Here is a 19,170-nt window from a genome sequence, read left to right as displayed (position 1 = left end):
TATATTTGAAAACTAATTGATATGAAAGAGGACGGTTTTTGTTGAAAAATGCGATTAGTAAGATAGGAATTAATGGATTAGAAAAAAAAGTAGTTGATGATGAAAATCTAAACTCAGTTATATGAAGAAAAGAATCAAGTTAGTAAGTGTTGTTTTTTTTATGGTTTTTAGCACCGCTTGTTGGAAATCTCAAGCTCAAAATAGAGTAGACAGAAATACGCAGGTCTACCTGCTAATAGGTCAATCGAATATGGCAGGCAGGGGAGCGATAGATGCTGAAAGTAAAGTTATCGATCCTCAAATTATTATGCTCGATTCACAAAATCACTGGGTACCTGCAACCGATCCTGTTCATTTCGATAAGCCTAAAGATGCTGGTGTAGGGCCTGCCATTAGTTTTGCAAAAGCTATAAAAGGAAATAATAATAAAATTAAAATTGCACTTGTTCCTTGCGCTTGGGGAGGTTCGCCTATTAAAGTATGGGAACCCGGTGCCAGTTATTTAAATGCACATCCTTACGATGATGCCATTAAACGTGTAAAGATTGCCATGCAAACAGGTGTATTGAAAGGTATTCTCTGGCATCAGGGTGAATCAGATAATGATTCAATAAACAGCGCAGTTTATTTAGACAAACTCGTTGCATTGGTCAATCGTTTAAGAAATGATCTTAATATGCCAAACCTGCCCTTTGTTGCAGGTGAGATTGGATATTTCAACAAGCAAAATTTCATCAATAAAGAAGTCAATCGTTTACCACAGCAGGTGAATAATACATTGGTTGTTTCGGCCGATGGATTACAACATAAAGGAGATGGTCTTCATTTTAACAGTGCGTCGGCAAGAGAATTGGGAAAGCGTTATGCCGAAGCAATGCTTCAGTTACAACAAGTTCACCACTAAAGATATCTGAACATCAAAGTAGTGGTTCATTTCAGCTGTTTAACAAAACGTCAGTTTCAACCATTATAGTTGATGAGAAAGATGCTGAAGTGGTATCACTTGCAGCAGAAGCATTCACTAGAGATGTAGCATTAGTTTCAGGAAAATCAATGCAGATAGGGAACAAAACAGCTTCCTCATCTATAATTATTGCAGGAACTCTTGGGAAATCAGAAGCGGTAGACGCACTGGTAAAACAAGAAGGAACAAATGTTTCGGCCTTAAAGGGACAGTGGGAAAGTTTTCTTATCAAAGTGATCAGTCCAACCAAACTGTTGGTAGTTGGTAAATAACATAGTTGTGAATATAGTGTTTTTTAAGAATGAATAAAGCATAGTTGTATCATGTTAAATTCTTCTTTGTTTCTTTTTTCTTTTGTTTTTTAATTGATTCGGTATATAATCTTGAGAATATTCAGCATGCATAAGCATATCCAATACTTTAACTAAATCAGGAATGGAAAGTAAATTTTTTTGATCTTCAAGTTTATCAATCAAGAATTCTATAGAAGGAAGTTTTTCATACATCTGATTCCTTTTTTCTTCACCAGCAATCATAAATCCACAACGCTCTTCAATGGCTTTTGCGCTGTATTGTTTCCCCAAACTGCTCCCGTTAAAAACGTTTTTTGTTGTATAGTCGATATAGGTAATGCCGTAAAGCAGACCTTCTGAATTTCTTCTGAAAACGGTATGAATCCCTTCTTTTTCAAGCATCTTAGCCAGTTCGTTTACGGACAGAACCTGTTCTCGTAGTAGAGCCAAATCAATGGTGTTTTTTACCCTTGATTTTTCGAATGGTCTTCTAATTTCATTTTCCTTAAATTTTTCTCGCAGGAATTTTAAAGTCGGTTTAAAGTAAAAGTCACTTGCCTTTATCGGAACTCCAATTGGCTTTCCCTGTTGGTCCAATATTCTATATACTAACCCATTTGCCAAAAATACTTTTGAATTCTCACTGCCTCGGTCAGCCAAGACATTATATTGTTTTAGCACCGCATTAAGTTCTGGAAGACTGGAATATTTGTATTCATTGAGAACTTGATTTAAAACATTGGTTAAGGCTTTCTTGGATTCAATCTTTCCATAAAGGACCTTGCCCATTGAAATAGGTTTCAGATTAAATTCCTCTTTCTTTTTTCTTCCTTCCGCTTTTACCAATCCGAAGATTTCTTCAATTTCCTTTCTTGCCGGTTCTGATTTTCGCATTCCCAAATGATGGAGGTCAATCCGCTTGCCATCTTTTTCTATATTTATGGAAACCACATGGATGTGTGGGTGTCCCGCATCGTAATGTTGGTACACCAAATAAGGTTGTTTTCCGAAACCAATTTTCTCCATATAGGTGTCGGCAATAGCGATCAGTTTTTCTTTGGTATGGTTTTCTGATGGGTCGAAATTCAGGGAAATATGAACACTATTCCGTTTGGTATTTTCGTTTAATTCAAGTCGTTTTGTGAAACGACTTAGCTTCATCGCATCGCTGATTTTGTCAACATCAACAGGGTAATTACCCACACCAATACAATCAGCCACGCCAGCTTTGACTTTGTTTTCGTTATAGTTTAAAATACTGCGGATCGAATGGCTTGTTTTTATGATTGTAACCATTTGTCCGTGATTTTATGAATGTGATTTTGAATATCATCCACCTTATTAAAAAGATTTTTTTTCTCCGATTCGTAACGTACAATCCAGATTCTAAATTCATGAATTTGTTGTAAGGTGTGCATCTTTTTTACAACCTGATTTACATTATTTCCAATGGCACTAAGTTCATTACGAAGTGTAGCCATTTCTTCAATAAAATCATCCAAAGATTGATTTCTGTAATAGGTTGTAATGGGTTTATTAAATAACTGTTTGCGAACATAGTCGCTCAACTTACGGCAAGTACTGGCTTTCCATTTCTGTTCAATATTTGTGTATTCTTCGGGTGTCAGTCGCAGTGTGATTTTGCGTGTTCTGTTTGAATTTTCCCTTTCCATCATCTTTCATTTTACTCATTAAATTCAAAATTTATGTTAGTCATTTCAATGTCTTCAAACCCTATTTTCTTTTCAGTTTCTCCACCGCCGAGTTCCGAGGCATAGGGTGGCCAGATCCGGTTGTCCGACAACCGTTCATCTGGCCGATTGCAGGAACGTGGCAATCTTTTAGCTTTTAAAGTTCTTAAGACTTTCAATTTTTCAAAAAACTACCCAAAGTGAGTAGTCCACAAAAAATGCTAAATAAGTTGCGGGCGTATTTTACATTCTTCGTCCCAAACGTTTTTTTGGAGCTGTTTCAGGGTTCATAATCCAGTCATTAAAATCTTTGTGATTTTTATAGAGCGTGCTTTCATCTTGGTATTTTGGACTCATTGAAAGTGCACGCTGGGTACAATTTATACCTGTAGCATCGCGGTCAAGATAAAGCCGAATTAGATTGTGGTTTTCCATAAAAGGGCGTGCTCTTTCAAAGAAAGAAACGGAATTTAAAACAACAAAATCCTGACCCTTTTCGGGAAGGTTTTTGGTCGTTGTCTTAAAGGATAAAAAGTCTATGAATCCTTCAAAAACGATGGCCTCTTCTGAACCATTATTGATGGTGGTAATATCTTTTGGAGAACAACCTGTTTTGAAATAAGGATTGCGAATTTCATAACCACCCGAATCGTTTTTGAAACCGATTCCGAAATAGTTTTTATTATTCAATTCATAACGGACTTCACGGCAAAATTGCTCAGCAATTTCGATGGGGATTTTTCTTTCCTGAAGGTATACCAAAAGAGATGGGGAAGTAAGCGGAAAATCTCCGAGGATTTTGATTTTACTTTCCGTTTCGACGTTTTTATTTGAAGCAAAAGAGGTTAGCTGTTGAAAAGAAAAATCAGTGTCTAGCTTTTGCAAAAGTTCTCCAACGGAACAGTTATGATACAGTATTCCGAAATCAATTAGATTCCCGCCTTTGCCCAGTCCATGATCAAACCAAACATTCAATTTTTGGTTTACCTTAAAAGAAGGTTCTTGTTCGTTCCGTAAAGGGGAACGATACCAATAGTCCACATTTCTAATCTCTACCGGTTGGTGTCCCAGTGACGAAAGGTAGGTTGTCAAATCAATTTTTTTGGCTTCCTCGGTAGAGAGCCTTTTTTTTCTGAAATCCATATCCGTATATTTTCAAGTTCATTATTCAGTTAGCCGAAGTTAAACAAGAAAAAAATAGGCTTACCATCATGGCTAAATTTTGACTAGGAGCGGATTCTTTTTTGTGAAATAAAAAAGCCCCGCAAACTGCGAGGCTCTTTCACTTATTAAAATAAATTTTGTATTATTTTTCATCAATTAATTTTTCCAAATAAGATATTTTTTCTTTTTCCGCTTGTAACAAACGTTCGTAAAGTTTCTTGTTTTCATCATACGCCTCTACTAATTTTTCTAAAGGGTTGAAGTTAAAAATTGGACCAAATGCTCCTTGACCATTGCTTGCGCTGTTGTCATAAAAGTTATTGAAATAATTAATCACATTTTCTTCTGTGAAGTTTTTAATTGCATCAGCACTTACACCAAGAGCTTTTGCGACTTCTATTAATTTTTCTTCTTCAATTGTCTCACTTCCTTCAATATTAGAAACAGACTGTTGACTTACACCAATAGCATTAGCCAATGCTTCTTGTTTCATGCCTCTAAGCTCTCTGATTCGGCTAATATTTCTACCGATATGTTTTGGTTTTGTTACTGTTTCCATAACTCAAAGATATTTAAAATTCTTTAGAAAAATAGTGTTTGGTAAAAAACAAGTACGCTTTGGTACGTTACAATTTCCATTAGTTTGGTACGGTACAATCTATTGCTTACTTGCTGTGTATTAAAACAAAAATACAATTTTTCAGGCATGTATTGCTAACAAAAGTAAAATTATGAAAGACTTGTCTTTTAGAAATCAGTCAATTTCTTTCTCTATGATAGCTATATTTTGACTAGAATCGGAAAAAAAAATATTTCATATCTTTATTAGGAATAAATGATTGTTGAACAAAAAAGACCAGTGATGGTCTTTTTTTAATGAAGAGGGATTTACAAATGGGAAAAGATGACGGGAATGAAAGAGGGAGATTAACGGCTGAACAAGCTGTAAAAATCTTAAAAAAGGAGAATTTAGATGTAACACTTGACCAAGCAGGATCAATTTTGGAGTTTTTAAGAAAACTGGCAGGTTTGACGGTTTCTAATTATTTAATGAAAAGCAATGAAGGGCAGAAACCTAGATTAATATCAAAACGTAGAAAACACGAAAAAAAACAAATTAAATGAATGTAGTTATATACACAAGAGTAAGTACGGATGAACAAGCTCAATTGGGATTTAGTTTAAGACACCAAGAAGAGAGCTTGAGGAAATATTGTGAAATAAAGGGATATAAAGTGAGTAATCATTTTCAAGATGATTATTCGGCTAAAACATTTAATCGTCCAGAATGGCTGAAATTATTTGAGTATGTTAAATTGAATAAGAAAATTGTTGATTTAGTAATTTTTACCAAATGGGATAGATTCTCTAGAAATTCTGAAAATGCATTAACTGTCATTAGAAAATTAAATGATTTTGGAATCCAGGTAAATTCCATAGAACAACCATTGGATTTGACTGTACCGGACAATAAACTTGTTTTGGCAATGTATTTAGCTATCCCCGAAGTTGAAAATGATAAGAATTCGGCAAGGACTAGGGATTGTATGAGAAAGGCTCAAAAAGAGGGTTGTTTCGTTAATAGAGCTCCGTACGGATATAAAGGCTACAGGATTGATGGGAAAGCCTCTCTGATGTTTAATGAGGATGCTTTAATAGTTAAAAAAGCATTTGAAGAAGTTGCAAAAGGGATTGAATCCGTAGATGTAATTAGAAAGAGGTTGAAATTAAATTATAGCTGTAAACTTGAAAAGCAACAGTTTTATAATATGCTGCGTAATGTGGTTTATAAAGGTTGCATTTTGATTAAGGAGTATAAAAAGGAAGAAGAGCAAATTGTTGTAGGTCTTCATGAACCTATTGTAAAAGAAAAGCTTTTTAATAAAGTTCAGGATATTCTTTCTGGACGCAAACGAAATGCAAAATTACCATCCTTGATAAATGACGATTTTCCAATAAAAAAGAATCTTATTTGTCCAAAATGTGGCAAACAGATAACAGGTAGTAAATCATTGGGTAATGGAGGGTATTATTTTTATTATCACTGCAAATCAAAATGTGGAGTAAGATATAAAAGAGATGATGTGCATTCTAAGCTTTTAGAATTGATTAGGGGTATATCTTTTAATAAAGGCATGGGAAGTCTTTACAAGTCTGTTTTAAGAGATTATTTGAAAGAAGACGTGGAGAGGGTAAAAAAAGAGGCGGTAAGATTTGAACAAGAGTTAAAATCAATTGATTATTTGATTGAGAGTGCAGAGGATAAATTAATGAGTAATTTGATTGATAAAGATCAATTTGATAAGGTAGTGAGCAGGTATTTTTCTAAAAGGAAACAATGTGAAAATCAATTGTTGTCACTATCAGTTGCAAAGGATGATTCATGGAAATACATTAACAAAGCGGTAGAATTATTATGTGACTTGGAAAATGTGTTCAACCACTTGTCTGGCGAGGGAAAAGCGAGTTTTTTGAGGATAATTTATCCCGAAAATTTAATTATAGAAAAAGAGGGTTTTCGAACCAATTCTCGTAATGAGGTAGTGGATGTTTTGTCCAGTGTTTGCGGGGATTCCGAAGATATGGAAATAAAAAAAGTCACTCCGAAGAATGACTTTTCCAATTTAGCTCCCCCTCTTGGGCTCGAACCAAGGACCCTCTGATTAACAGTCAGATGCTCTAACCAACTGAGCTAAGGAGGAATCACCTTAAAGGTAAATATGTTTGCTAAAAAGTTGCTCCCCCTCTTGGGCTCGAACCAAGGACCCTCTGATTAACAGTCAGATGCTCTAACCAACTGAGCTAAGGAGGAAGTTGCTGTTCTTTTTAGCGAGTGCAAATATAGTCGAATTTTTGCTTTGACAAAAATATTTTCACTCTTTTTTACAACTATTTTTATTTACCCATAATTGCTTTGTAAATGTCGTTTCCATTAGCAAACAAAAGCAATGAGATAAGGAGTACAAAACCAACCATTTGGGCGTTTTCAAGGAATTTATCGCTTGGTTTTTTTCCACTTACGATTTCATACAATAAAAACATTACATGACCGCCATCGAGTGCCGGAATAGGCAATAAGTTCATAACTCCAAGCATGATTGACAATATTGCCGTAATGCTCCAGAAAACTTCCCAGCTCCAAGAACTAGGGAAAATATTGTAAATAGCGTGAAAACCGCCTACTTGTTTGTATGCTTTGGTCTCTGGATTGAAAATCATTTTTAATTGTTTTCCATATCCAACCAATTGATCTTTTCCTTTTTCTATCCCAAAAGGAATCGACTCTATGAAACTGTAATTTTGATGTGTGATTTTATAATAACCTAATTTTTCAAGTGTTTCAAGACTTAAACCACCTATAGAAACTCCCATTTTTCCAACATTAGAAACAATTACATTAACAGGGATTTCTTTTTGGTCACGTAAAACAATAGCAGGAATGGTTTTGTTTTTATTTTTTTCTAATACAGATTTTACTTCGTCCAGATATCTTGTTTTTTGCCCGTTCAAGGATACAATGATATCTTTTGCTTTAAGTTCTTTGTTCAAAGATTCTGCGGGAACTTCCGTAATTGCAAACGGAATTCTTATTGCTGCCAATGGTACTTTTTCAAATTTTGATAATTGATCCACAAAATCATTTGGCATTTTGATGGTTTGTTGACTACCGTTTCTTTCGATAACCACTTCTTTTGCCAAAATAATTTTGGAGTTTATTTCGTTGTCGAAACGGATTATTTTTTCTCCGTCAACAGCTACGATTTTGTCACCCGATTTAAATCCGGCATTTATCATCGCCTGATTTTCTATCAAAATACCATCTTTCAAATCAGTGTTTGAGATATAAGAGTCTCCGTAAGCATATGCCATACCAATATATATGATGAAAGCAAGAATAAAGTTTACTGTAACACCACCCAACATGATAATCAAGCGTTGCCAAGCTGGTTTCGATCTAAATTCCCAAGGCTGTGGAGGTAAAGCCATTTGTTCTTTGTCCATACTCTCGTCAATCATTCCGGATATTTTCACATAACCGCCTAGAGGTAACCAACCAATTCCGTATTCGGTTTCACCAATTTTCTTTTTTAGAAGGGAATATTTTACGTCAAAAAACAAATAAAATTTTTCGACTCTGGTTTTGAATGCTTTGGCAGGAAGAAAATGTCCTAATTCGTGAAGTATAATAAGTAATGATAAGCTCAATAAAAATTGAGAAAGCTTGATAACTATTTCCATTTTTTAATTTCGGTTCTTTAATGACGGACAAAAGTACTATTTTCTATTTTATTATTTACGCTATATTTTTTAGTATCCTTCTAAATGTTTGTTAATTAATTCAATGTGTTAGTTTTATATACTGAGAAACGAAATCAAAGATTCTCGAGTTTTGTTTAAACCATTCTTTTTAATAGAATTTTATGCAACAAAAGTGTTTAGTAAAATTAGTACTACTTTTTTTAAGGAGATTACACTACATTATTATAACTATTTAAGCTGTATTATTGTGAGATTCATAATTCTTTGCGTTGGGTTGTGATCTTAAAATCAGTTAATTAAAGTTGAATCTATGAAATACTACTACTTGTTATTATTTGTAATTGCATCAGGAATAGTGTTTGGTCAAAGACAGCCGTCTTTTTATGAAAAATCAAATAATTTAGAACTGACAATTGTTCCCAAAATGGGGTTTGCTACTTTTAAAGAATCAGGAAATGTACCTCTTAATGGATTTGTAAACGGGGGAGATGTTCTACTTTCTTTCAAAATGAATAGAAAATTTAATCTGTCAACAGGATTAGGTTTTTTGGAGTTTGATGGTAATAAAACTATTGAAGGAAATACAACAAGTTTAAAAAATTCGTACTTACATATTCCACTGCATTTAAAGACGGATTTTGTAATCACCAAAGACGACACACAAAATAGAACTACTTTTTTGGAATTAGGCGTAGGACTTTATAGTAATTATTTGTTTAAACAGGAAATGGTAACTGTTGACAATGTTTTTGTTGATAAAAACGGCAATTGGAATTTTGGAATATCTGGTCATCTTGGTATTAAATTCATTTTGGCAGAAGATTTTAATCTTGGAATCGGTTTTGAGACTGAAAGTGATTTTACCAAAATAAACAGTAATAATAAAGAGATGGAAAATCAAAATATGATTTGTTCTTTGTTATCACTCGGAATCGGTCTTTGATAAAAAATGGAAAAGGTGTTTATTACCTGATTTGTGATGTATTTAATAATCAATTTAAATTTTAAATAATGATTGAACAAAAGAAAAGGATAGGAGTTTATAGTGGGGGAAAAGATGAATCATTGATTTTAAAAAATTTATTGGAAAGTTTCTCTATTCAGGTTTTTGAAGACGCCTCATTAATGTCTGTATTTAACCCATGGGGAGTTTTAATTGGTGATGTAAATGCTGTAAAATTGAAAGTTAAAGAAGATGACTGCGAAAAAGCAAAAAAGATAATAGATGATTATTATGCTGGTATATATAAACTGTAAATTATAGAATGAATAAATCAATTTTTGAACTTTAGTATCACTTTTGGATGTAGGAATCATTCAGATTTGCTAAAACAAAAAGGGAAGTACTTTGACTTGTGGAATAAACAGAATTTGGTTTAAACTTTTTAGAGTTAACAAAATTATTATGGTCATAAAATTCGAAAGATTTGTTTGATAAGCTGAAATTTTGAAAGGGCAGGCACTTTTGTGAGCGGTAAATAATCCGGATTAATCATCAATTAATTCATTGAAATTCTTGAAATTTGTGCCTCCTTTTAAATATAAATGCAAATGCAAAAAATAAAAACAGCACTATTATCATACGGGATGTCTGGAAAAGTTTTTCATGCTCCATTTCTCGAACTTCATCCTGGTTTTGAACTTCTGGGTTCTTGGGAAAGAAGCAAAAAATTGATCCAGGAAGACTTTCCAAACGTTATAAGTTATCCTAGTTTAGAATCTATTTTAGAAGATGAATCTGTTGATTTGGTTATTGTAAACACACCGATAGATTCTCATTTTGAATATGCCAAAAAAGTGTTGCTTGCCGGAAAACATGCTATTGTAGAAAAAGCGTTTACTGCAAATGTAGCAGAGGCCGAAGAATTAGCTTATTTGGCAAAAGAAAAAGGATTGAAATTGGCTGTTTTTCAAAATAGAAGATGGGACAGTGATCTCAAAACGGTAAAAAAAATACTGGACGAAAAAGCTTTGGGCGAAATTGTAGAAGCCGAGTTTCATTTTGATCGATACAATCCAGTTTTGAGCCCAAAAGTGCATAAGGAAACAGTTAATTCGGGATCAGGAATAGTGAAAGATTTAGGACCGCATTTAATAGACCAAGCTTTGTATTTGTTTGGTTTACCAAATGCTGTCTCTGCCGACATCCGCATCACGAGAGAACATTCATTAGTGAATGATTATATGGATCTTTTGTTGTATTATCCAGATTTTAGAGTGCGTTTGAAAGCGGGTTATTTTGTTAGGGAATCAAATCCTTCTTATGTAGTGCATGGCAAAAAAGGTTCTTTTTTGAAATCCAGAGGTGATGTGCAGGAAGACGAACTGAAATTGGGCAAAAAACCAAATTTAAAGACTTGGGGAACTGAACAGGAAGGAAATGAAGGACTTTTGCATACCGAAATAAATGGTAAAGTCATAAAAGATAAAGTACTTACGCTTCAAGGGAATTATTACGATTATTTTGATGGAGTATATCAGTCAATAATCAACAATTTGCCTGAGCCAGTAACGGCACAAGACGGTGTAAATGTGATGCGTATCATCGAGTCAGCTTTTCAGAGTAGTCAAGAAAAGAAAGTAATCGACTTATAAACAATAACGTTGTATTTGCGCTGTTTTAAAAAAACACCAAAGCAGAAACATATTGATTTTGTAGTTTTGCAGATTCAATTTTAAAAAACAGGGCTTTGCAGTATTTTAATTTTATTGGTAGATATAAGGCAAAAGGCAAATACAAAAAAACGTATCGGGATGTCAAGGAATCCTATTTGTATAGGATTCGTTGGGCGGTTTCGGCATTTTATTTTGGCATGGGATTGTGCTTTTCCAGTTGGGCAAGCCGTATACCTACTATTAAGTCTGCATTGCATTTAACCGATGGTCAGCTGGGAACAATATTATTTGCTTTGCCGGTGGGTCAGTTGACGATGATGTTTTTTTCAGGAAAATTAGTGACCCGTTTTGGGAGTCATCGAACCCTTCCTTTTGCTATTTTGATGTATGCTTTTAGTTTGACCAATATGGGATTGGCACAAAATGCATGGCAGTTAGCTCTTGGATTGGTTTCTTTTGGAATTTCTGGTAACTTAACCAATATATCGGTAAATACTCAAGGTGTTTATACCGAAGGCCTTTTTAGAAGAAACATCATGACTTCGTTTCACGGAATGTGGAGTTTGGCCGGATTTACAGGAGCTTTGGTAGGTCTTGGAATGTTGGCTTTAAAAATTGGGACGTACTCGCATTTTGTGATTGTTGCTTCTGTAGTGGCATTATTAATTTTAATCAATTTTAAATATTTGATTAAAGCCAAAGAAGTTGTTCGACCAGGAAAGAAAAAAAGATTTAGAAAACCCGATAAATCATTGATTTTATTGGGAGTTATTGGTTTTTGCAGCATGGCCAGCGAAGGAATTATGTTCGATTGGAGTGGCGTGTATTTTAAAGATATTGTCAAAGCCCCTGGCTCTTTAATTGTTGTGGGATATACATCTTTTATGATAATGATGGCCAGCGGACGATTTTTAGGAGATCGACTAATCAATAATTTTGGACGGAAAAAAGTTATGCAAATCAGCGGTATTATGATTTCATGCGGCTTGTTTATGGCAGTAATTTTTCCGTATATCATTCCGTGCACAATTGCTTTTATGATTGTGGGATTAGGCGTTTCTACCGTTATACCAACTCTTTACAGTATTGCCGGTAAGCATCCAACGATTCCAACGGGCGAAGCACTGACAGCTGTTTCCAGTGTTAGTTTCCTTGGTTTTTTGATGGGACCGCCTGTTATTGGTCATATTGCCGAACTTTTTAGCTTACGATTTTCGTTTGCGTTTATTGGCATTTTTGGCTTTTTTATTGCTTTTATGGTTACCCGAATAAAAGCTATCGAATAAAAAAATAAGAAAATATTTCTTTTTTATAAAAATATAGTAGTTTTTTTCCTAACTTTGTATTGAGGATTTCAATTCAATGCCAGAAAATATTGAATTGAAATTCTTAATACCACATTTGATTTAGGTGTTCTCATCTTTTTCCTAAAAAATATTTTAATCCTTTTTTAAAACGAATCTAATTTTTTTGGATGAGTTGTGTTTGTATGCAACTTATTCATTTGTTTATAAACGGGTATGGGGAAATTTTGGTTAGGAACATTTTTTTTATTGACAATATCTTTTGGTTTCGCTCAAAAACCTACAGGATTTAAGGGGAAAATTATTGATGCTAAAACGCAAAAACCATTAGAAAATGTCGTGGTTACGATTGCAAATACTCAGTCGATGCAATTCACGACCAATGATGGTGTTTTTAGCTTTTATGCCGTTCCGCCCGGTAAACAATTATTGCTTTTAAAAAGTCAGGGGTTTAAGGATGTGATACTTCCGGTTGTTGTTGCCCAAGATAAAATGTTGGATTTGAGTACAATTCCAATGGAAGACAATCAAATTTCGGAGCAGCAAACAGGTGTAATCACTTTGCTTGAAAGTGATTTGAGTGATGATAACAGTGGTTCCGAAAGTACTTCTGGACTTTTGCAATCCTCACGCGATGCTTTTCAGCAGGCATCCGCCTTTAATTGGGGGCAAGCACGATTTAGGATTCGTGGGTTGGACAGCCAATATGCAACGACAATGATTAATGGAGTTACAATGAACAAACTCTATGACGGAAGGCCACAATGGGGCGATTGGGGCGGATTGAATAATGTGGTTCGTAATCAGGAATTTACTGTAGGGTCTTTTCCTTCGGATTATGCGTTTGGAGGCATTTTGGGAACGCAGGAAATCAATACACGTGCATCAATTTACAGGCCTGGTTCGACTTTGTCTTTTTCGGGAACCAATACTAATTATGATTGGCGCATGGTGGGAACCTATGCTTCTGGAATGAACAATAATGGTTGGGCATTTGTTATTTCGGCGGGAACGCGTTGGGCAACCGAAGCCTATTTTGAAGGGACAAACTATAAAGCTTTGGCGGGTTTTATTAGTATAGAAAAGAAAATAAATGATCAAAACTTCCTGAATTTTTCCGGATTCTACACGCCCAATTCCAGAGCCAAAAATTCTCCAAATACTGCCGAAGTTACTGAATTGACAAATGAAAGATACAATTCATATTGGGGTTGGCAGGATGGTAAAAAGCGAAATGCCAGAATAAAAACAATTGAAGAGCCCATCCTGATGTTGAATCATTTTTGGACTAATGGCGATGATTCAACACTGAATTCAAGTTTGACTTATCAATTTGGAAAAATCACCAACAGTAATATTGATTACCAAAATGCCAATAGTCCAGATCCAACCTATTACAAGAAAATGCCGAGTTACTACAGTTCGATGTATGCAAAGGACAATGGAGAATTTTCGGGAGAATTTACTCCTGATTATGAGAATGCAGAAAAAAATAAGGAGTCATTTTTGGCCAATAATCAAATCGATTGGAATTCCTTGTATTACGCGAATCAATCTCCGGTTTTGGATTCCAACGGAAGAATTACGGTTTATGCTCCCGACAAAAGTAGTTATGTTTTGTATGAAGACCACACAGATGATAAGACAATAACGGCAACTTCAACTTTTAATACACAAATTAATGATAATCTTTTCCTGACTGCTGGAGGTTTTTATAGACAGCTAAAATCTCATAATTACCAACAATTAAAAGATTTATTGGGCGGTTTGTATTTTGAGGATATTGATGTTTTTTACGATGGTAACCAGGCACAATCAGATTTGAATCATCCTGACAGACGGGTTGTTGAGGGGGATATCTATGGTTATAATTTTAATTATGTGGCAAATGAGTTAAACTTCTTCACCAATTTTAAATTCACGTATGATAAAGTCGATTTTTATCTGGGTCAAAATTTTGTGAGCACTAATTATCAAAGGGAAGGATTATATCAAAACGGAATTTATCCAACCAATTCTTTTGGGAAAAGTGAGAAAGTACGGTTCGAGAATTTTGGTTTTAAAGGTGGAATTCTTTTCAAAATTTCGGGCAGGCAACAAGTTAATTTTAATGGTGCTTATCTTTCGAAAGCCCCTACAATCAGGAATACTTTTCCTAATGCTAGATTAAACAATTCGGTTGTTTCAGGTTTGCAAAGTGAAAACATTAGCAGTTTGGATGCGAGTTATTTTTACAGGACTCCAAAATGGCAAACGCGCTTGACACTTTTTTATGCCAAAATAGAAAATGTCACACAAACATCTTTCTTTTATGCCGAAGGAATTTTTGATGATGGAGCGGGATATGCAAATACTGATGCATTTGTGAGCCAGACATTAACGCATTTGGATAAGAAAAATTTGGGTACAGAGTTCAGTTTTCAATACCAATTGAGTCCAACTTGGATGACTAATTTTTCGGCTTTTTACGGTGAGTTTACGTTCGACAGCAACCCCAATGTCATCATAACCAATGATGCCCAAGCGACCCCGGAAAACCCCAATCCAGTATTTGATTTTGGAACATCGTCTTTAAAAAATTATCACCAGGCAGGAATGCCACAACAGGCATTGGCTTTGGGAATTGAATATAGAGACCCCAAATATTGGTGGATCGGTGCCAATATTAATTATTTGGCTAAAACTTTTATAGATGTTTCCCCTATTTCTAGGACGGCCACATTTTATAAAAATCCTGCCAGCGGCTTTAATTTTCCCGAAGTTACAGAGGAAAGAGCCAAAGAATTATTGAAACAAGAAGAATTTGAACCGATTATTTTGTTAAACATTTCGGGAGGAAAGTCGTGGAAAATAAGGGGAAAGAATGTTGGGCTTTTTGCAACAGTAAACAATGTTCTGGATTTAATGTATAAAACAGGTGGCTATGAGCAGGCCAGAAATGCCAATTTCAGACAGCTTAATCAGGATGTTTCCAGCGGAACGCCCAATTTTGGTAACAAATATTTTTACGGATACGGGAGGACTTATTTTGTAAACCTGTACCTCAATTTATAAACTTTAAACACAAGAATATGAGTGTGAAATTCTACATTGTTTTTTTGGGAATCGCGGTTGTTTTTGGGAGTTGTGCCAAAGAAGAATTTATTGTGCCAAAATTATCCTGCAATCAACCCGATTTGACGGTAAATCGTACGGTTCAAGAAGTTCAGGCCAGTGCAAACTCTGTTGTAACGCAGTATAAGTATGATGATATCATCGAAGCCTATGTTGTCTCCAGTGATGAGGGAGGGAATTTTTTTAAGACTATTTCGTTTCAAACATTGTCAACTCCCACAAGTCCGGCTGTAGGTTTTAGTGTTCCTGTCGATGCGTCAAATTCATATATTGATTTTAGATTGGGCAATAAAGTGTATATCAAAATGAAAAACCTTTACACGGATATTTATTTTGGCGGAATGCGTATTGGTGATATTTATGCCAATGCAAAAAACGAAGCAGGCGTTGGGCGTATTTCTCAGAACGATTATAAAAAAGTTTTGAATGCTTCTTGTACCGTGATTGATGAGAGCAAATTGGTCGAGTATGTGACAATCGAAGAAGCTTTGAATGACTCTAAGCTTAACACTTTGATTGAACTGAAAGATGTAGAGTTTACTGAAGCTGCATTAGGTTTTCATTATTTTGAAGAAACCAATAATGTTGGTGGCGCTACAAACTGGAATTTACGGGACAAAACAGGGAATCAGATTGTTTTTAGAACAAGCAGTTATGCCGACTTTTCTTATCATCTGGTGCCGGAGGGAAGCGGTAATATTCGCGGGATTTTGTCAAAATTTGGTTCCGATTATCAATTGATGGTTCGATCCGAAAAAGATATTGTCATGACCGGAAATAGGAATGTTCCCTTTTTTGCAGAAGATTTTCAAGCGGTAAAAAACAATGTAAATTTTGCATTGCCCGGTTGGAGCAATATTGTTGAAAAAGCGACTAAGTTATGGAAAAGCATTGTCTACGGAGGTAATGGTTACGCCGAGTTTAACACGACCAGTACCACTGCGGCTGAAAACGTAGCTTGGCTGGTTTCTCCAAAAATTAATTTGAAAGATTATAAAAATGCTATATTATCTTTTAGATGCGCACAGCATGACCTGAAAATTGATTCTCCACTCAATACATTGGAAGTATATGTCTCCACCAATTTTGACGGTTCAAATATTTCTAAGGCAAAATGGACAAAATTAAAAGCAAAAGTTCCGTCCCTGTCCACGCCTGCACGTGAGTTTATTAGTTCAGGTGGAATTGATTTGTCCCCTTATTCAGGAAATATTAACATTGCCTTCAAATACATTGGTTCCGGAAAAGACAAAACTTTAAATGGCGCTTTTATGGTTGATGACATTAAGATTTTTGCAGAAAAATAAATGTAAAACACAGATTCCACAGATTTTCATAAATCTTAATTTATGAAAATCTGTGGAATTTGTGTTTAAAAACGAATCTTGATTTATGAGGGTTCTTATTTTTTATTTTCAATAATACTTATCGCATAACCTCCTCCCGGAACGCTCAATTGGGAAAATTTGGAGGTGTTGGTTACCTGTATTTTTCTGATGACATAAGCCTGCGGATTTGTTTTGTAATCAGCATCTTTTGCATCGGCATAAATGGTAGCGGTGTATTTTTTTCCTTTTTCCAGGAAAGAAAAATTAATGTTCGAAGTACGCGGTTCATATCCATTCACATTACCAACAAACCAGTTATTTGTACCTTTTGCTTTTCTTGCAACAGTAATATATTGACCAGGTTCCGCTTCCAGATAGTTGCTTTCGCTCCAATCTACCGCTACGTCTTTGATAAATTGGAAAGCATCTGGGAACTTGTTGTAGTGTTCCGGGAAATCGGCAGCCATTTGTAGTGGACTGTAAAGCGTCACATACAATGCTAATTGATTTGCAATGGTACTGTTAACGTGCGATTTATTGCTTGGACTGAATTTGCTTAAATCCATTTCAAAAATTCCGGGAGTATAATCCATTGGACCACCTATTAATCGGGTGAAAGGTAACAATGTAACATGGTTTGGTTTTGATCCGCCAAAAGCCTGATATTCCGTCCCTCTGGCCGATTCGTTTCCGATTAAATTTGGATAGGTTCTGCAAATACCTGTTGGACGAACCGCTTCATGGGCATTGACCATAATTTTATAATCGGCTGCTTTTTCTATTGCATATTGATAATGATTAATCATATATTGATTGTAATGATTATCACCATTAGATATTATATCACCAACATAACCACTTTTTACGGCGTCATATCCATTGTCTTTCATGAACTGGTAAGCTTTGTCCATGTGACGTTCATAATTGCGTACACCACCAGAAGTTTCGTGATGCATAATCATTTTTATACCTTTGGATTTTGCATATTCGTGAATCGCTTTTACATCAAAATCAGGGTAAGGAGTCACAAAATCGAAAACGTAATCTTTGTAATGCCCAAACCAGTCCTCCCAACCTTCATTCCAACCTTCAACCAATACGGCGTCAAAACCATTTGCGGCAGCAAAATCAATATATCTTTTTACGTTGTCATTATTGGCGCCATGCGTGCTGTTGGGTTTTGCTTTGGAATAATCGGTTACGCCAAGCTGCACCGCAGGGAATTCATCGGTATAAGACCAAGTACTTTTTCCGGAAATCATTTCCCACCAAACTCCGACATATTTTACAGGTTTAATCCAAGAAGTATCTTCAATTTTACAGGGATCATTTAAGTTTAAAGTTAACTTTGAAGCCAAAATTTCTCTGGCATCATCACTTACAATAATCGTTCTCCAAGGAGATTGTGTAGGAGCCTGAATGTACCCTTTAACTCCTTTTTCGTCAGGTGTCAACCAAGATTCGAATACCATGTTTTTGTCATCCAAATTCAGATGCATACAGGAATAATTAATCAATGCCGCTTCGTGCAAGTTGATGTAAATCCCCTCATTTGTTTTCAGCATAAGGGACGTTTGTACTCCGGTTGGAGAAAAAGAAGTTTGCGATAAGTTGGCCGTTTTTGCTTTTTCTGTTAATCCTCTTATCTCTGATAATTTTGAAATGGTATAATCGTATTCTTGCGTGTCATAATCGCCAGGAATCCAATAAGCGGTGTGGTCGCCTGTCATTGCAAATTGGGTTCTTTCTTCTTTTATAACAAAATAAACCAAGTTTTTCTGTGCAGGGAATTCGTATCGAAAACCAAGACCGTCATTAAACAATCGGAAGCGAATGATGATCTGTCTGTTTGTTTCTTTTTGGTTTAATGTAACAGCTAGTTCGTTGTATTGGTTTCTGATGCTTTCTACTTCACCCCAAACTGGTTTCCATGTTTCGTCAAAAGAAGTCATTTTGCTGTCAATTATGGCAAAATCATTCAACAATGATTTTTTGTCGTTTTTGAGTTCAAGTCCCAACTTACTTGGTTTTATAACTGTTTTGCCCTTGTAGTTTAAGGTGTAGCTTGGAGTTCCGTCGTTTTGCAACGCAAATTCCATTGCAAGTTTTCCGTTGGGAGATTTTAGTTGTTGTGAATTGGCATATTGCATAACTCCAAAAAAGAACAGTGCTGTATAAAGTAAGTGCTTCATTTTTTATATAAAAATTAGAGTTTTGTTTTTCGGATTGTTTTGACGAAATCTATTTTTTGATTTAAAAAAAATCCCTTTTTAACGAATGTAAAAAGGTATTTTGTACGGTTTGAAAAAAATAAATCTTGGGCTGTATTTTCAAAAATACAACTTAAAACTTTTTAAATCAACAGGTTGTGTTTGTTTTTGGTAAAAAAATATTGCTAGTAGAAACAAAAAACCGTCTCGAATCTATGATGAGAAG

Annotated in this window: 16 protein-coding genes and 2 tRNA genes; 10 read left to right on the top strand and 8 right to left on the bottom strand. The window is 35.1% G+C overall.

Annotated features, from left to right (window positions below; genetic code table 11):
• Nucleotides 1-121: 121 nt before the first annotated feature.
• On the top strand, nt 122-904 hold the full coding sequence (locus EM308_RS03100) for a sialate O-acetylesterase (protein ID WP_035638308.1): 783 nt from the start codon (nt 122-124) through the stop codon (nt 902-904).
• An 89-nt stretch (nt 905-993) separates the two neighbouring features.
• Entirely contained in the window at nt 994-1,236 is a 243-nt protein-coding gene (locus tag EM308_RS03095; protein ID WP_035638310.1) for a hypothetical protein, read from the top strand.
• Nucleotides 1,237-1,290: 54 nt separating this feature from the next.
• Here the strand turns inward: EM308_RS03095 and EM308_RS03090 are convergent, their stop codons facing one another.
• The 4 genes from EM308_RS03090 to EM308_RS03070 form a co-directional block, all read right to left on the bottom strand.
• Entirely contained in the window at nt 1,291-2,553 is a 1,263-nt protein-coding gene (locus EM308_RS03090; protein WP_035638312.1) for a relaxase/mobilization nuclease domain-containing protein, read from the bottom strand.
• The gene (locus tag EM308_RS03085; protein WP_081907313.1) at nt 2,538-2,933 is read right to left on the bottom strand and encodes a plasmid mobilization protein; all 396 of its coding nucleotides are present in this window, start codon (nt 2,931-2,933) and stop codon (nt 2,538-2,540) included. The genes EM308_RS03090 and EM308_RS03085 overlap by 16 nt, the downstream gene beginning before the upstream one ends.
• A 258-nt stretch (nt 2,934-3,191) precedes the next feature.
• On the bottom strand, nt 3,192-4,091 hold the full coding sequence (locus EM308_RS03075) for a toprim domain-containing protein (RefSeq protein WP_035638316.1): 900 nt from the start codon (nt 4,089-4,091) through the stop codon (nt 3,192-3,194).
• A gap of 163 nt (nt 4,092-4,254) precedes the next feature.
• Nucleotides 4,255-4,671, bottom strand: a complete 417-nt coding sequence (locus EM308_RS03070; protein WP_035638317.1) for a helix-turn-helix domain-containing protein — start codon at nt 4,669-4,671, stop codon at nt 4,255-4,257.
• 335 nt (nt 4,672-5,006) lie between these two features.
• Between EM308_RS03070 and EM308_RS03065 the strand changes: the two genes are divergently transcribed.
• Both EM308_RS03065 and EM308_RS17860 read left to right on the top strand, forming a co-directional pair.
• Nucleotides 5,007-5,237: a hypothetical protein gene (locus tag EM308_RS03065; RefSeq protein ID WP_035638320.1), complete on the top strand. Its 231-nt coding sequence runs from the start codon at nt 5,007-5,009 to the stop codon at nt 5,235-5,237.
• On the top strand, nt 5,234-6,775 hold the full coding sequence (locus tag EM308_RS17860; RefSeq protein ID WP_081907315.1) for a recombinase family protein: 1,542 nt from the start codon (nt 5,234-5,236) through the stop codon (nt 6,773-6,775). The genes EM308_RS03065 and EM308_RS17860 overlap by 4 nt, the downstream gene beginning before the upstream one ends.
• Here the strand turns inward: EM308_RS17860 and EM308_RS03060 are convergent.
• The 3 genes from EM308_RS03060 to rseP all read right to left on the bottom strand — a co-directional run bounded on the left by EM308_RS03060 (nt 6,741) and on the right by rseP (nt 8,351).
• A tRNA-Asn gene (locus EM308_RS03060) sits at nt 6,741-6,814 on the bottom strand. The genes EM308_RS17860 and EM308_RS03060 overlap by 35 nt on opposite strands.
• A gap of 36 nt (nt 6,815-6,850) precedes the next feature.
• Nucleotides 6,851-6,924: transfer RNA gene (locus EM308_RS03055), tRNA-Asn, on the bottom strand.
• 83 nt (nt 6,925-7,007) lie between these two features.
• Entirely contained in the window at nt 7,008-8,351 is a 1,344-nt protein-coding gene (gene rseP, locus EM308_RS03050; RefSeq protein WP_035638323.1) for an RIP metalloprotease RseP, read from the bottom strand.
• A 331-nt stretch (nt 8,352-8,682) separates the two neighbouring features.
• Here rseP and EM308_RS03045 point away from each other — a divergent pair, with 331 nt between their 5' ends.
• The 6 genes from EM308_RS03045 (at nt 8,683) to EM308_RS03020 (ending at nt 16,713) form a co-directional block, all read left to right on the top strand.
• Complete coding sequence (locus EM308_RS03045) at nt 8,683-9,315, top strand: hypothetical protein (protein WP_035638327.1); 633 nt, start codon at nt 8,683-8,685, stop codon at nt 9,313-9,315.
• A gap of 68 nt (nt 9,316-9,383) precedes the next feature.
• Nucleotides 9,384-9,629, top strand: coding sequence for a hypothetical protein (locus EM308_RS03040; protein ID WP_035638329.1), 246 nt, complete (start codon nt 9,384-9,386; stop codon nt 9,627-9,629).
• 294 nt (nt 9,630-9,923) lie between these two features.
• Complete coding sequence (locus EM308_RS03035; RefSeq protein WP_035638387.1) at nt 9,924-10,967, top strand: Gfo/Idh/MocA family oxidoreductase; 1,044 nt, start codon at nt 9,924-9,926, stop codon at nt 10,965-10,967.
• A gap of 95 nt (nt 10,968-11,062) precedes the next feature.
• Complete coding sequence (locus EM308_RS03030; protein WP_035638331.1) at nt 11,063-12,274, top strand: MFS transporter; 1,212 nt, start codon at nt 11,063-11,065, stop codon at nt 12,272-12,274.
• Nucleotides 12,275-12,508: 234 nt separating this feature from the next.
• Entirely contained in the window at nt 12,509-15,346 is a 2,838-nt protein-coding gene (locus tag EM308_RS03025; protein ID WP_035638334.1) for a carboxypeptidase-like regulatory domain-containing protein, read from the top strand.
• A 17-nt stretch (nt 15,347-15,363) separates the two neighbouring features.
• On the top strand, nt 15,364-16,713 hold the full coding sequence (locus EM308_RS03020) for a DUF5689 domain-containing protein (protein ID WP_035638337.1): 1,350 nt from the start codon (nt 15,364-15,366) through the stop codon (nt 16,711-16,713).
• Between the two features lie 95 nt (nt 16,714-16,808).
• Here EM308_RS03020 and EM308_RS03015 read toward each other — a convergent pair whose 3' ends face one another.
• Nucleotides 16,809-18,926, bottom strand: coding sequence for a glycoside hydrolase family 97 protein (locus tag EM308_RS03015; RefSeq protein WP_035638339.1), 2,118 nt, complete (start codon nt 18,924-18,926; stop codon nt 16,809-16,811).
• Between the last annotated feature and the right edge of the window lie 244 nt (nt 18,927-19,170).

The sequence above is a fragment of the Flavobacterium gilvum genome, from assembly GCF_001761465.1.
Classification (GTDB): domain Bacteria; phylum Bacteroidota; class Bacteroidia; order Flavobacteriales; family Flavobacteriaceae; genus Flavobacterium; species Flavobacterium gilvum.
Note: the sequence above shows the minus strand (reverse complement) of the source record. Positions and strands in the feature narration are given on the sequence as shown.

Coding starts and splice junctions, on each gene's coding strand:
- EM308_RS03035 (WP_035638387.1), top strand. CDS start 9,924: ATGCAAAAAATAAAAACAGCACTATTATCATACGGGATGTCTGGAAAA.
- rseP (WP_035638323.1), bottom strand. CDS start 8,351: ATGGAAATAGTTATCAAGCTTTCTCAATTTTTATTGAGCTTATCATTA.
- EM308_RS17860 (WP_081907315.1), top strand. CDS start 5,234: ATGAATGTAGTTATATACACAAGAGTAAGTACGGATGAACAAGCTCAA.
- EM308_RS03025 (WP_035638334.1), top strand. CDS start 12,509: ATGGGGAAATTTTGGTTAGGAACATTTTTTTTATTGACAATATCTTTT.
- EM308_RS03045 (WP_035638327.1), top strand. CDS start 8,683: ATGAAATACTACTACTTGTTATTATTTGTAATTGCATCAGGAATAGTG.
- EM308_RS03085 (WP_081907313.1), bottom strand. CDS start 2,933: ATGATGGAAAGGGAAAATTCAAACAGAACACGCAAAATCACACTGCGA.
- EM308_RS03070 (WP_035638317.1), bottom strand. CDS start 4,671: ATGGAAACAGTAACAAAACCAAAACATATCGGTAGAAATATTAGCCGA.
- EM308_RS03075 (WP_035638316.1), bottom strand. CDS start 4,091: ATGGATTTCAGAAAAAAAAGGCTCTCTACCGAGGAAGCCAAAAAAATT.
- EM308_RS03015 (WP_035638339.1), bottom strand. CDS start 18,926: ATGAAGCACTTACTTTATACAGCACTGTTCTTTTTTGGAGTTATGCAA.
- EM308_RS03020 (WP_035638337.1), top strand. CDS start 15,364: ATGAGTGTGAAATTCTACATTGTTTTTTTGGGAATCGCGGTTGTTTTT.
- EM308_RS03100 (WP_035638308.1), top strand. CDS start 122: ATGAAGAAAAGAATCAAGTTAGTAAGTGTTGTTTTTTTTATGGTTTTT.
- EM308_RS03040 (WP_035638329.1), top strand. CDS start 9,384: ATGATTGAACAAAAGAAAAGGATAGGAGTTTATAGTGGGGGAAAAGAT.
- EM308_RS03090 (WP_035638312.1), bottom strand. CDS start 2,553: ATGGTTACAATCATAAAAACAAGCCATTCGATCCGCAGTATTTTAAAC.
- EM308_RS03065 (WP_035638320.1), top strand. CDS start 5,007: ATGGGAAAAGATGACGGGAATGAAAGAGGGAGATTAACGGCTGAACAA.